This window comes from Mucilaginibacter sp., from assembly GCF_039207105.1.
Taxonomy (GTDB): Bacteria; Bacteroidota; Bacteroidia; order Sphingobacteriales; family Sphingobacteriaceae; genus Mucilaginibacter.
Genome location: NZ_JBCECK010000002.1, coordinates 20968 through 34620, shown reverse-complemented (window position 1 = coordinate 34620; position 13653 = coordinate 20968). Strand labels below are relative to the sequence as shown.

11 protein-coding genes are annotated in these 13653 nt (G+C 42.9%); 7 read left to right on the top strand and 4 right to left on the bottom strand.

Going from position 1 to position 13653, the window contains the following annotated elements; all coding sequences use genetic code 11:
• Positions 1-371 precede the first annotated feature (371 nt).
• The 7 genes from AAGC65_RS00720 (at position 372) to AAGC65_RS00690 (ending at position 7078) form a co-directional block, all read left to right on the top strand.
• Positions 372-830 carry a hypothetical protein gene (locus tag AAGC65_RS00720; protein ID WP_343110480.1) on the top strand — a complete coding sequence of 153 codons (459 nt, stop codon included), beginning with the start codon at positions 372-374 and terminating at the stop codon, positions 828-830.
• A 225-nt stretch (positions 831-1055) separates the two neighbouring features.
• The gene (locus AAGC65_RS00715) at positions 1056-1238 is read left to right on the top strand and encodes a hypothetical protein (protein ID WP_343110479.1); all 183 of its coding nucleotides are present in this window, start codon (positions 1056-1058) and stop codon (positions 1236-1238) included.
• A gap of 239 nt (positions 1239-1477) precedes the next feature.
• Positions 1478-2080 carry a hypothetical protein gene (locus AAGC65_RS00710; RefSeq protein ID WP_343110478.1) on the top strand — a complete coding sequence of 201 codons (603 nt, stop codon included), beginning with the start codon at positions 1478-1480 and terminating at the stop codon, positions 2078-2080.
• Positions 2081-2290: 210 nt separating this feature from the next.
• Positions 2291-2872, top strand: coding sequence for an N-acetyltransferase (locus AAGC65_RS00705; protein WP_343110477.1), 582 nt, complete (start codon positions 2291-2293; stop codon positions 2870-2872).
• A 26-nt stretch (positions 2873-2898) separates the two neighbouring features.
• Positions 2899-4047 carry a M20 family metallo-hydrolase gene (locus AAGC65_RS00700; RefSeq protein WP_343110476.1) on the top strand — a complete coding sequence of 383 codons (1149 nt, stop codon included), beginning with the start codon at positions 2899-2901 and terminating at the stop codon, positions 4045-4047.
• Entirely contained in the window at positions 4048-5409 is a 1362-nt protein-coding gene (locus AAGC65_RS00695) for a sigma-54 dependent transcriptional regulator (protein WP_343110475.1), read from the top strand.
• A 313-nt stretch (positions 5410-5722) separates the two neighbouring features.
• Positions 5723-7078 carry an outer membrane beta-barrel protein gene (locus AAGC65_RS00690; RefSeq protein WP_343110474.1) on the top strand — a complete coding sequence of 452 codons (1356 nt, stop codon included), beginning with the start codon at positions 5723-5725 and terminating at the stop codon, positions 7076-7078.
• A gap of 246 nt (positions 7079-7324) precedes the next feature.
• On the opposite strand, the gene AAGC65_RS00685 is transcribed toward AAGC65_RS00690, so the two are convergent.
• The 4 genes from AAGC65_RS00685 to AAGC65_RS00670 are packed head-to-tail and all read right to left on the bottom strand — an operon-like array spanning position 7325 to position 13653.
• Entirely contained in the window at positions 7325-8494 is a 1170-nt protein-coding gene (locus AAGC65_RS00685; protein ID WP_343110473.1) for an alginate lyase family protein, read from the bottom strand.
• Between the two features lie 6 nt (positions 8495-8500).
• Positions 8501-10960: a glycoside hydrolase family 2 TIM barrel-domain containing protein gene (locus tag AAGC65_RS00680; protein WP_343110472.1), complete on the bottom strand. Its 2460-nt coding sequence runs from the start codon at positions 10958-10960 to the stop codon at positions 8501-8503.
• Between the two features lie 18 nt (positions 10961-10978).
• Positions 10979-12178, bottom strand: a complete 1200-nt coding sequence (locus AAGC65_RS00675; RefSeq protein ID WP_343110471.1) for an alginate lyase family protein — start codon at positions 12176-12178, stop codon at positions 10979-10981.
• Between the two features lie 2 nt (positions 12179-12180).
• Entirely contained in the window at positions 12181-13653 is a 1473-nt protein-coding gene (locus AAGC65_RS00670; RefSeq protein WP_343110470.1) for a RagB/SusD family nutrient uptake outer membrane protein, read from the bottom strand.

Sequence of the window (13653 nt, the reverse complement as noted above, 5' to 3'; positions counted from 1 at the left end):
ACACAGTTGCAAATTTACATTTACTTTTTATATATAGTAAGGTTATATTTTAAATAAATACATTAATTAAGTTATATAAATATTTGATTTATAAATTTTTATAAAATTTATTTTTGTTTATGCTTTATATGTTTGTATAAGTATAAGCTGCATTGAACTGATATAGATAATATTGATAGTGTTAGGTTAATGTGCTTAAAATGAATGATTTAGCAGGCTGTATTCGGTTGTAACACGGTAGTGATAGATTCTTAGTTTAAATAATTGTAAACTTATTTACTTGATTGTTAGGGTTTTAATTTGAAAAATATTTAGGATAAACTGTATCACATGGATTCAGAGCTACGTAATATTCATAAAAACCTGCATTTATGAAAACTCCTAAACCACTTAAACAAAGGATGCTCTTAGGCATGCTCATGGCTGGCCTGCTCATCATGAGCGGCTGCAAAAAAGAGAAAAGCGATACTGATCAGCTTAATAAAGTAGTCGGTAATTGGAAAGAAACTTCGTCTGAGGAAAACATCTCCCGAACATTGCAATTTTCCAAAGATGGAAGCTTCGTTATGACCTTTATTAGTCAGCAAGTCACCCCTGTGTATACTTTAAAATTTTCGGGCTTGTTTAAAATTAAAGGTGATAGCTTAAAGGTTACCCTTAAACAACAATCAGCACAGCAAGGCGATCAGCAACCTGTAATAACTCCTGCCAATGGCTTGCTATATGATAAAGCCATCTATAATGTAACCAACGCTGTTTTGACACTAAAATATGTCACTTATCCGGCAGATGCCCCGGTTGCAACGGAGGCCAAATTCCAAAAACAGTAACTTAATAGCATATCAATAATCTATTTTAAGCAGTATTCCTTAAATGCTTTATAATGCATTCAGGGAATGCTGCTTTTACCATTTTGAAACAAAATGCCTATCATTTTGAAATGGTTTTAGCCTACCTCATCAGGCTATGAAATTGAAATTACATGTTTAAACGCTAAAAACGAGCTTTGTGTAAATTGTTGGCATACTGGCACTGCTTTGGCATACTTAGGGAAAATGATGCATATATATTTAGCAATAATTGAAATAGTTTGTTTTTTAGCTTTCATGATCCTGCCGTTTGTGGGGCCAAAGAAAAAGAAGAAACGAACACTGGTTAAAAAAGGTCGGGCAGATAGCATGGCTTCTTATGCTGTAAATAAAAAGGGTTACCTGGAAAGAGCCATCATCAACAGATGATATATTTTATCCTGTTTAACTCAATCACGTAAATATTAACGCATCTCTCAAATGATGCTCATTATATCGGCAACTGGGGTATAATGTATAAAGAAGCTTGCTTTTTAATTTGTAAGTAAATTTAGGTTCTGATTGTAAAGCCGGGGGTAGTTGCCCGGCTTTTTTACCACCTCATTCTGTACATGAAGTAGTAGCTCTAATTAATTAATTTCTAACATCATAATAAATAATAATTCAAAATGAAAAAGTTCAATATACTGTTGCTGGGTGCCCTTTTGGGTGGCTTCTCAGTAGCTAATGCGCAAGTAAATACCACCGACGGTATTTACGTTAAACCAGCAGATATAGCACGGCATGAAATAAGTTATGCCATTAACCCAGATAAAAAAACTGATAAAATTGTTTTAAATAACTTCTTAAATGGTAGCCGGATCCAGGTTATCAGTAACGGCCAAAAAATGGAAATTAATAAGAATGAAATTTTTGGTTACCGTTATCGGCAACAGGATTATCGTTTATATAATAATAGCCCTTATCAAATTGTAGATACCGCAGGTTTTTACTTATATAGCCATGATCATTTGGTACAAGAGGGCAAGGGATACGCCACTATTAAAGTACTGTACTTTAGCGTTAGCCCTAATAGTGAATTGATTAGGCTGACTGTAAATAACCTTGACAAAGCATATAGCAATAATGATAAATTCAGATACGCCCTGGAAAGTGAATTTCATAACGATAACGACTTAACCGCTTATGACAATTACGCCAGGATGTATAAAGTAAAACATGTTTTCTTAAATAACACTCCCGAAAAGCCGCTATACTCTCAGGTTAAATAGCATATACTGACTGCATACTACCATAATGAAAAAGAGGCCTCTCGTTTTGAGAGGCTTTTTTGTTGGCTATAAAATGTAAATAAAATATAAAGGGCTCTATTTTAGGTTAAAATGGTTTTTACTACCAATTGTAACAAGCAGGCATCCTTTTGGCATACCCAATAACAGAAGATAATTAAACTTCTGCTATTTTTTATTACTAAAAATAAAATGGAAAGTGAACAGATAACGATACGACTGGCCGAAGCCGGGGACATCATTTATGCCGAAGAAATAATTGAAGAGATGCAGGTATCGGCCATAGCCCGAGGTTCCGGGATCTCTAAACGGTCGCCGAAGGAAATAATAGAAAAGATACTTGCCGGTAACGCGGTGATCGCCGTTGCAGATGCCGGTAATTGGGTTGGGTTTTCCTACATCGCGGTTTGGGAGTTCGGGAAATTTGTATCCAACTCAGGGCTCATTGTATCGCCCGCCTACCGTAACGCTGGAATAGCCCGTGGCATTAAAGACAAAATATTTCAGCTATCCCGCCAAAAATACCCCAACGCCTGCATCTTCAGTATTACTTCAGGTTCGGCCATCATGAAGCTTAATACTCAGCTGGGTTTTGAGCCGGTTACTTACGTCGAAATTACCCAGGATGAAACTTTTTGGGAAGGTTGCAAGAGTTGTGTAAACTATGATGTGCTCAACAGAAAAAATAAATGCAACTGCTTATGCACAGCCATGCTCTTTGACCCTGCTAAAATGAACGAGCTGGTTGCTCCGACTCTTCGATCTCATAATTAACCTATCCATAAAATAAAATTTATCATATGCGTAGCCAGCAAAGTCAGTTGATCACAACAGACCCCCAATTGTGCAGCACCTTATTTAACGATGCCGTTTTACTATTAAAAGACCTGATATCAACACCATCCTACAGTGGCGATGAGTCAAAAACGGCCGATCTGATCCAGAATTTTCTGCACCTGCACGGTGCACATACCCGGCGTACACGAAATAACGTGTGGAGTTATAATTACCACTACGATCCTGCAAAACCTATCATTCTCCTCAACTCTCACCACGATACCGTTAAGCCCAACTCGCAATACACTCGAAACCCATTTGATGCCCAACTTGATAATGGCATTTTATACGGCCTGGGGAGTAATGACGCGGGTGGTTGCCTGGTGTCGCTTATGGCTACTTTTCTTTACTTTTTTGAGCGTAAAGATCTGGCCTTTAACTTATGTTATGCTGCTACTGCCGAAGAGGAAAACTCTGGCGATAGTGGCCTTAAATTGATCTTGCCCGAATTGGGGCATCTTGATTTTGGAATTGTAGGTGAACCTACTCTTATGAAAATAGCGGTTGCAGAGCGCGGCCTCATGGTGTTAGATTGTTTATCAACCGGTAAGGCCGGGCATGCCGCCCGTGAGGAGGGCGTAAACGCTATTTACAAATGCATACAGGATATTGAGTGGTTCCGCAATTTTAGCTTTCCAAAGGTATCCGATACGCTGGGGCCGGTAAAAATGCAGGTAACTGTTATTAACGCGGGCAGCCTGCATAATATGCTGCCCGGAACCTGCAATTTTACGGTGGATGTACGCATGACCGATGCTTACACTTTTAAGGAAGTGCTTAACATTATCCGCGAGCATGTGAGTTGCGAGATTGTACCGCGCGATTTTTGTCTACAGGCTTCGGCCATTGACAAAAGTCACCCCATAGTTCAGGCCGGGTTGACTATGGGTTGTGAAACCTATGGTTCACCAACCACATCTGATCAGGCTTTATTAACTATTCCCTCCATCAAATTTGGTCCTGGCGATTCGGCCAGGTCGCACATGGCCGATGAGTATATTTTTATAGACGAAATTGAACAGGGGATAAAAAAATACATTTCCCTGTTGGAAATGCTTGTCTTTAATCTCATCAATCATAATAGTAGTGATGAGTACGAAAAATTTAACTAAATGAAAACCAATGTATTGATTATTGATGATGAAGTAAAGCTTAGTGGGTTACTTGCACGGATCATTGAGTTTGAAGGATATCGGGTATTGCAGGCTCCTAATGCAAAAGCCGGTCTGCGCCTATTAGAAACCGAAGAGGTAATGGTTGTATTATGCGATGTTAAACTGCCTGATATAAACGGCGTAGAACTCGTTAGCCGCATAAAAGAGTTACAACCGCATATTGAGGTGATCAACATTACCGCTTTCGGAAATATACATGATAGTGTAAAGGCCATTAAAAATGGCGCGTTTGATTACCTCATGAAAGGTGACGATAACGAAAAGATAATACCGCTGTTAAGTATGGCGGTTGATAAAGCTTCGTTAAGTCATAAAGTGCTACAGCTGGAAAAACGCATTGGTAGTAAGTATAGCTTTTCAAATATCATAGGTAAGTCTGAAGCTATCTTACGGTCGGTTGAGCTGGCCAAAAAGGTAGCTAACACCCCTACAACTATTTTATTATTGGGCGAAACGGGTACAGGCAAAGAAGTATTTGCCCAGGCTATACACCAGGAAAGCGATTACCGGGCAAAATCATTTGTGGCGGTAAACTGCAGCGCCTTTTCGCACGAGTTGCTGGAGAGTGAGCTTTTTGGTCATAAAGCGGGTGCTTTCACCGGGGCTTTAAAGGAAAAGAAAGGATTATTTGAAGAAGCTAACGGAGGTACCATTTTTTTGGATGAGATAGGCGAAATGACGCTTGATCTGCAAGCTAAACTATTGCGCGTGCTTGAAAACGGCACGTTCAACAAGGTAGGCGATTCGCAAACAACCAGGGTTAAAGTGCGGGTACTGGCAGCTACTAACCGCGATTTGAAAAAGGAAGCTGAAACCGGACACTTCCGGCTAGATCTGTATTACCGGCTATCGGTATTTACTATTCAGCTGCCGCCGCTCAGGGAGCGCAAGGGCGATATTCCCACTATCGCCAAACATTTCATGAAAGAGTTTGCCCTTAAGATAAACCGCAAAATCGACCACATGGACGATCTGTTCCTGAAGATCATCAACGAGCATCCTTGGAGAGGTAATATACGCGAGCTAAAGAATGTGATGGAAAGGGTAATTATCCTTTCATCCACAGATACGCTCACTGCCGACCTGTTGCCTTTGGAGTTTTTTAAAGAAGAAGATGACCGTACCGAAGCTATGGATCTGGAAACAATAGAGCGGCAGCACATTTGTAAAGTACTACACCATTGCAAAGGCAACAAAACCGAAACGGCCAACATACTGGGCATAGGTATTGCTACGCTGTACCGTAAAATCGAGCATTATAATATTAATCTTCAAAAGCTGGTGCTTTTATCAGTTTGATAATTTTACCTGTCAAATTGATAAGTAAATAGCATGATTATTATCCCCGGAAAAATAAAAACGATGTTTTTGAGCAATAGGAGCCCTTTTTAAGATTCTTATGGATAGGGGCATTGTTTTGGCATCAGCCTCATCAAAACATAAAAATAAAATGAAATATGGCGGGGTACCACGCCTCAATAATACACTAAAACATGTGAGCATCCGGCAGCTTAGCTAACTGCGCGGATGCAAATACACAAAGATCTTATCGGTAACAACCGTAAGCCCGTTGCCCGTGCAATGGGAACAATACACTTATATTTTATAAAAAATGAAAAAACAAGTATTCTTGATGCTTGCGCTTGCAGGTATTACTGTTCAGTTACAAGCCCAAACCGATGCGGAGAAGAAAAAATCCCAGATAAGGGACACCGTAGCGACTACTCCGGTTAGCAGGGCGCTTCCATCTCCACTTCCTTCCGGCCCGTTCCCCAGTGCCGATTGGTTGGGTTCGCCGGTAATTGGCGAGCCTGCCGATGCTCCTGATTACGCTTTACAAAAAGCATTAGGCATGGCTAATAATAAAAGCCGCTTAAAAATTTACGGATGGATAGCACCTTCGGTAAACTTTAGTACCTCTAAAAATTCAAATATCCCCATGTCATATGCCATTGTTCCGAATAAAATAGAGTTGGATCAGGCAGTATTAAGAATAGAGCGCCAACCAAACACGGTTCAGACAGATCATTTTGACTGGGGTTTTCGCTTAAGTACTTTTTATGGAATTGATTATCGTTATACCACCAGTAAAGGTTGGTTTAGTAACCAGCTGCTGCAAAAAAATAACCTGTATGGTGTTGACCCGGTTGAGGCTTATGCCATGTTATACTTCCCTAAAGTAGGCGAAGGTATGGTGGTTAAAATAGGTCGTTTTATTTCGCCGCCAGATATTGAGGCACAGTTAGCACCGGATAACTATATCTTTTCACACTCACTGATGTTTACAGTTGATCCTTATACTTTTACAGGCGCCAACGCAACAATCAGGTTAAGTCCGCAGTGGCAGTTAGAGTTGGGTGTTCATGCCGGTAACGATATGGCGCCGTGGTCGAATTCCGCCCAGTTAAACGGACAGGCAATGGTTAGGTGGGTTTCTAAAAGTACCAATGATTCTTTTTGGGGCGGTATCAACTCACTCGGAAACGGACAGTTTAAAAACGAACATGATAACCTGCAAATGGTTGTAGGCACATGGGGCCACCGTTTTAACAGAACCCTGCACATGATGACCGAAGCTTATTACATGTGGCAATATAATGCCTACGCCGGCGGAACCCCGATTATCGGCCCTCCATCTACCTTTTACCCCGGCGTTGGTTTAGGAACTTTTATCCCCGGCGCATCTAAAACACTGGGTATTGTTAACTACTTCCAGATACTGGTATCTCCTAAAAACTACTTCACTGTCAGAAATGATTACTTGAGAGATTATCAGGGTCAGCGTTTAGGTTATAAAACACCATACACCAGCCATACTATCGGTTTTGTACATTACTTTACTAACTGGTTGTATATCCGCCCAGAGGTTAGATATGAGCGTGCCTATGCCGATGATGTAACGCCTTATGACAACGGTACCCGTAATCACCAATTCTCTGGTTCTATGGATCTTATCTTAAGATTTTAAGATCTTAGGGGCTCTAAAACAAGAATCGGGCTCTGTTCTTTATTGAACAGAGCCCTTTTATTAGTGCTGGTTTAGAAATAACCATAAAAGCGGAGGATTGTGCGATTCCCTCCCCTGGGAGGGTGTAGGGAGGGGTTCCGTCAAAAAGAGTATTTGAACACTCCATAAACTCCTCCCTGCCACTGCACAGTTCCATCGCACCCCTCCCAAGGGAGGGAACTAAAAAATCTTCCGATTACATTGTTATCAATTTAGCCAGATCAGCGGGTGCCTTACCGGCAGGTTCCGGATGATTTCTTCATCAGTAGGGGAATGCTCCAGCAGTTTCCAGGTGTTCAGCCAATCGGCGTTATTATATGCCGCCGCGCCAAATACCAGCGATGGTTGTGCAACCGGCCAGCTTTCCCAGTGCATTACATCATGCGGGTAGGGCCAGGCGTTTTTATCTTTCAAGTATGGATACAAAAATTCAATTCCTTTCTTGATACTCCGGCCGTCCGGTGTTTGATAAGTCCACAGGTTATCCGTTTTATCGCTTAGTATCTGGCACAATGTAGTCATGGCATCCAGGTTAAATATCGAATAGCCGTAAGGTTTGGTACGTTTTAATTCCAACGGGAAACTGCCGTCGGCAGCTATCTGTCCGGGTAACAAAACCTCTTTAAAACGGTTGCGACAAAAATCCATGATTTCTTTATTACCGGTAAACTTAGCAAAGCAGGCTGTTTGCATGGCCCAGCAGGTACCGTGGTTGTTTTTGGCATTCATTTCGTCCTTACCATACTGGTGTGTAGTGAGCCAGGTAAGGTATTGAGCAAACCAGTTTTTTGTAGCATCAAGGGTTGGTTTATCAACCAAAGGTGAGTCCTGCATAACTTCTAATCCCTGTACTACTTCCATTAATTGTATGGTATCAATAATACCAATACCCCGGCCTGTTGCAACGCCTTTAATAGCCTGCGCATATTGCAGGTCAGGATTCATGAGCGTTTCGGGATTTACAAACCAGGCTTTCAGATGCCAAAGAGCCTGTTTAACATACTTTTTATCGCCGGTAATTTTATAAGCCGATGCCAGCGCTCCGATAATGCGGCTGAACCTGATCATGGCTAAACGATGGGCCACAAAATTCTGCGGGTTGGTTAGCCCGTCTTTTTGAATGTATGGTCCGTTGGGGTTTTGAGGATCTGGCCACCAGTAATCACCCTCGGAGTAAAAGTCGTGTTTGCCGCCTACGCTGCGGCTACAGGTTTCGGTGGTGACCGTCACAGGCGATTGGGTGAGTGCCCAGGCAGCTTCTTTCAGTATATCAGCTTTTAATGTTGCCTTTACCTGCTGCTTAACAGTTGTTGTATCTGTTTGCCAGCTTAGCATCAGCAAGGGCAAACAGTACAGTATATGCCATTTTTTCATCATCACCATTTATAAGTTTATAAATACTGTAGGCAAATCAGGTGATTGTACACCCACTACGCTTTTACCATGATTTGTTTTTACATCGATTTGCGCGCGGCCGTTGTAAGCTTGTACCTTGCGCGATCCACGCGAAGTACCCAGGTCATCTATCAATGTACCATCTCCTGTTAAAGAAAAAGCTATCCAATTAGCCGCGTCAAGGCATTGGACGCCCTTGCTATCTAATACCTTTACCTGCACAGTGGCTTCACCGTTCTGATTACTAATTTTTTCTATCTGCAATTTGGCAGGTTTACCCCACTTTTCGGTCTGGTATTGCTGGCTGATCTCGTCGGTAACAGTTTGTTTGCCTTTATGGGCAATTACTCTTATACTATTATTACCCGCCTGCAAAGCAACCAGCCAACGTAAACCTGCTGCCGGGAAATCCTGGCTGTTACGTTTTTTGCTGCCATAACTTTTGCCGTTCACAAAAAGCTCGGCATTATCGCAGTTAGAATATACCTTAACCATTTTTTGCTCGCCGCCGTCGCCCCAGCGCACAGGCCAGCTGTGCCCGTAAATATGAACCATTGGCTTATCCGTCCAGTACGATTGAAATACATAGTATGATTCTTTAGGGGTGAGATCGCGCTCAACCACACCTTTTTGGTTCATGTAGGGGATAGGGTTATCCGGGCGGATAGGGGTAGAGAAATCCTTGAACACCCAAAAAGCCGATCCGGTGAGCCAGGGCATGGTTTCCTGCTCTTTCAGGTGCCAGTCGAACAGGTTACAGATATAGCTTTCGCTCCAATCGCCATCTTTTGAGGCACGGGCAGCTCCGCCATATAAAGAAGCATCACCCAACCGCTCGTCGGTACCATTGTTTGTTTTTATCAAACTCAGGGCTTTATCCGGATTTTCGGAATGGCGGAGGGCATGGCTATCACCGCCCCATTCTGCATGTAGAAAGTGCTTTGCTTTTTTAAATTCTTCTTCGGATGTGCTTTTGTATTCGGTATACAAACCACGATACCAGCCCGCCCAGATGGATGGGGAGTATACATCGGGAATGTCCTTACAAAAATCGCAGCGGCGGATAGTGGTTTTGCGCGATGGGTCCAAGCGATGGGCCAGGTCATTCTGCGCTTTCATAAAGGTGCGGATCTGCTCCTTGTCATACACCGGGAAATCGCCTTCCCAATCGTTCTCATTACCCAAGCCCCATAAAATAATGGCCGGGTGATTGTAATGCTGCTCAATCATGTTGGTGAGCATTTGTTTGGCCTCGTTCTTGTAAACCTCACCGCCCAAACCGCCGCGGCACCAGGGTTCTTCTTCCCAGACTAATATGCCCAGGCTATCGCATAGGTTTAATATAGTGCGTGATTGCTGGTAATGCCCCAGCCTGATAAAGTTTGCGCCCATATCTTTGATCAGTTGCATTTCCTTAAACATCATGCTATCCGTCATGGCTTCTGCTACACCGGCCTGGTCTTCATGCCGATGGGTTCCACGCAGCAGCAAGCGTTTGCCATTGAGGTAAAATGGGCCATTATCGGCAAACTCAAAATTACGGAAACCTACCTTTTCGGTTTGCACCGCTGTTTGATCTCCGGACTTAACCGCAACTTCTACCGTATATAAAGCAGGGTTGCCAGGCGACCATAATTTGGGCTTTTTAACCTGAAAATTATCAATTACTACATCGCCGTTTAAATTACTTAATTGAACAGTTTTACCGGCAACAACATTACCCTGCAGATCGATCAGTTTAACAGAACCTTCTGCCGTAGTTAAATTAGCCGGGTTATAAAACCTGGCTTTAACCTGTAGCTGCCCGGCTTTTCCATTTTTATCGGTTTGAGCCGAAGCAAATACTTTATCAACGGAAAGCGATGGTACGTAAACCAGATTGAGATAACGGTAAAGGCCACCGTAAACATTAAAGTCTGATAGTTGAGAAGGAATAGTTTCCAGATCTCGCGAGTTATCGCACCTGATCTCGATAGGTATTTGGCCCTTGAAGCGTTTTTGGTAGGCGTCCGTTTTTTTGAAATCCTCAACAGCCTGGGTAATGTCAACTGTCCATTCGTCGTAACCACCCAAATGGGCACATACTTTTGTGGTATATACATACACCTCTGTTTTTTGTCCGGCGCCTTCAAAATGCAGCAGGGTGTGACCATTGGCGTACGGATTTTTGATGGATAAGCGGGTGCGGTACCAGCCGGGGCCCTGGTAGTAGTTTACATCGGGATCAACCGCATCACGATCATTAAAACAATGAGGCAGGTTTACCTTTTGCCAAACGGGCACGCTTTCGGGATTGCCGGGCGTGACCGGACGAACGGCCTCCCAAACACCGCCAATATCCTGCTTTAAAAATTCCCAGTTAGCGGTAAGTCTTGTTTTTTGCTGGGCATGTGCTATGTTGCCAATTACACAAATAGAAACTAAAAGGGATAATATCGTTTTTTTCATAGGTATATAAAATATCCGCTAATTGATATTCTGTAATTGTTTTTTCAGCGGATGTTGATTTAGGTATTGTTTAAAAATATCGTCGGGATAAACATCTGCCGCGGCATGTACTATACGGGTAAATGTACCATAAGTAATAGGTTCTATCTGTTCATGGTTCCATGTTTTTTTGTTCAGCGCGTAGGGTATTAGCCAGTTGATGGCGGTTTTAATGCCTTTCCCATCTATTGTTTGCTCATGCCAAAGGTCTACATTTACCAGTTCGGCCATTTTTGCCAGCCTGCACCAGCCCCAAAGGTTCATGTTAGCATAACCCCATGATTTGGTACGGATAAGCTCCAACGGTTGTGCACCATCGGTGGTGAATTGCTGATCTATCCGGGGGATAGTAGAACTTTGCAGGGTGCTTTTGGCCAATGCGTTGTTGCCGGTAAAAAGAGCAAAGTCAACCACTTGCATATCATAATAAGTGCCGTGGTTATTGATCTGGTTTTGTTCAGATTTTCCATTTTTGCTGGTAAGCAGCCAGTTTAAATATTGTTTGTACCATTGCTTTACGCCACTAACCAAACTGCTGTTAATGTTCGGGTTTGATTGCAGAACAGCCAGCATATCCGGAATTACAGTTAAGCCTGCTGTTTCAATAATGCCAATGCCCCGGCCATCGTTGAGACCAGGAATATATTGTGCATAGTTTAGGTTGGGATTCATCCGGGTAGCCGGGGCAATGAACCAAACCTGCAGCAGCGTTTTTATTTTTTGAGTGTATTTTTCGTTACCGGTAAAATACCAGGCCAGTGTTAACTGCTGTACACTGCTGCATAGTTGGCCCATCTGGCTATCGTCATGCAGTAAATAGATCTCGGGGTTACGCCGACCATCTTTACGGATGTAGGGCTTGCCATCTTTCTTTGAGGAATCGGCCCACCAGTAAGGTGCCTGGCTTACATAATCATGTTTATCACCGCTTGGCGCAACTTTTGTTTTATTAAAGGTTACCGAATACGGACCTGTATTAAGCAAGCTATCGGCATTGGCAATAAGGGGGGTAACCTGTGCCAGCATGGCGGTGTCTTTATTTTGGTAAAGCTGCTTGAAATTATACAGGGCTTGTTCATCCAATAGTATAAAAGCAGTTTTACCGGCCTTGCGCTGTGCAAAGCCGGTAAAACATATCAACAGCATTAAAAATGATATTGCTGATCTGTAAATCATCATGATCAATAACCTGGGTTTTGTGATAGGTTTTTATTTACATCGCGCTCAGGTTGGGGGATAGGCAGTAAAAGCTGCTGATCCTGAACCGCAAATCCGTTTACGGCTTGCTCAACCTGTTTTAGCCTGCCCAGCCTGATCAGATCCCAGCGACGATGGCCTTCCACACAAAGTTCGCGGGCGCGGTCTTTAACTAAAGTATCTACAAACGCAGACGGGGTAGGTGTGTTATCCAAACTTAATTGCTGTGCCGGTGCTGTCAGTCCAGCCCTTTTCCTTACCGCGTTTAAGCCGTTGAATTTATTAGGGTCGTTAGGGTTAAGGTTATTCATAGCCTCTGATTGCATCATCAACACATCTGCATAGCGCAAAACGATCCAGTTCATGCGGGAGTTGTTAGAACCTAATACCCATTGCGAGTCGCGATATTTGCTGATCCAGGGATCAACGGTTGAAACTACTCCTTTGGGATCGGTTACTTTGTTACTTACATTCCATGCCTTTCTTACATCGCCACCTTCATAAAGGCTGTTAAATACATAGGGGTTGGCCACAAACGAGCCTGAACCGCCACCAGCCAGCGGAGTAAACATACGGATGGTTATGTTTTGAACCGTGCTGCTGCTGTTAATGCCAAACTGAACATCAAATATATGCTCGGTTTGCTGCGGGAAATATTTAAGGTCCCAGTTAAACACATCAGAGTAGTTGGTCATCAGTTTATAAATATTGGAGTTGATAACCTTGTTGCATTCCGTAAGCGCGTTCTGGTTATCATTTGCATCGGCGAAGGCGGTGCTGGCCCTTTGCAGGTAAACCTTAGCCAACAATGCAGAAGCCGCACCCGATGATACCATGCCCTTATTGGCCGAAACAATTTTATCTTCAGACAGGCAATTTGCCTCTGCAAACTGCAGATCGGCAATGGCCTGGGCGTACACTTTACTGGCCGCCGTTCTGGTCGGTGCAAAATCCGGATCATCAGCACCGGAGATAGGATGAGTGATCAATGGTACATCGCCAAAGCTTTTCACCAGGTCAAAGTAAGCCATACCGCGTAAAAAACTGGCATTGCCCAATAAGTTATTCTTGGCGGCTGCGTCCATATTAACTTTAGGCAAGTTGGCCAAAATGTCATTAGCCCTGCTAATAAGCTTGTAGCTGTTTACCCACCAGTTGTTAATTTCAATGTTTGAGGCTGTGTATTGCAGCTTATACATATCAATACGTTCCTGATTTTGAGTTAGTAACGGTACAAGGCAGTCGCCCGAGAGCTCACCCATAATGTATACTGTACGCTGATAATATGCCTGCGGCTGTAACTGGCTCAAAGCACCTACAACCGCGGCCTGTGCATCAGCAGCGCTGGTATAAAAATTCTGATCGGTTAAAACGCTGGTTGGTTTTTCATCCAGCAACTTTTTGCAGGAAGATAATCCTAAGCTCGCCAGTGCAAATAGTATATATATTTTTTTCAT

Bases quoted from the DNA above. Each gene is read 5' to 3' on its own strand.
- AAGC65_RS00680 (WP_343110472.1), bottom strand. From the start codon at position 10,960: ATGAAAAAAACGATATTATCCCTTTTAGTTTCTATTTGTGTAATTGGC.
- AAGC65_RS00720 (WP_343110480.1), top strand. From the start codon at position 372: ATGAAAACTCCTAAACCACTTAAACAAAGGATGCTCTTAGGCATGCTC.
- AAGC65_RS00675 (WP_343110471.1), bottom strand. From the start codon at position 12,178: ATGATGATTTACAGATCAGCAATATCATTTTTAATGCTGTTGATATGT.
- AAGC65_RS00695 (WP_343110475.1), top strand. From the start codon at position 4,048: ATGAAAACCAATGTATTGATTATTGATGATGAAGTAAAGCTTAGTGGG.
- AAGC65_RS00715 (WP_343110479.1), top strand. From the start codon at position 1,056: ATGATGCATATATATTTAGCAATAATTGAAATAGTTTGTTTTTTAGCT.
- AAGC65_RS00690 (WP_343110474.1), top strand. From the start codon at position 5,723: ATGAAAAAACAAGTATTCTTGATGCTTGCGCTTGCAGGTATTACTGTT.
- AAGC65_RS00685 (WP_343110473.1), bottom strand. From the start codon at position 8,494: ATGATGAAAAAATGGCATATACTGTACTGTTTGCCCTTGCTGATGCTA.
- AAGC65_RS00700 (WP_343110476.1), top strand. From the start codon at position 2,899: ATGCGTAGCCAGCAAAGTCAGTTGATCACAACAGACCCCCAATTGTGC.
- AAGC65_RS00705 (WP_343110477.1), top strand. From the start codon at position 2,291: ATGGAAAGTGAACAGATAACGATACGACTGGCCGAAGCCGGGGACATC.
- AAGC65_RS00670 (WP_343110470.1), bottom strand. From the start codon at position 13,653: ATGAAAAAAATATATATACTATTTGCACTGGCGAGCTTAGGATTATCT.
- AAGC65_RS00710 (WP_343110478.1), top strand. From the start codon at position 1,478: ATGAAAAAGTTCAATATACTGTTGCTGGGTGCCCTTTTGGGTGGCTTC.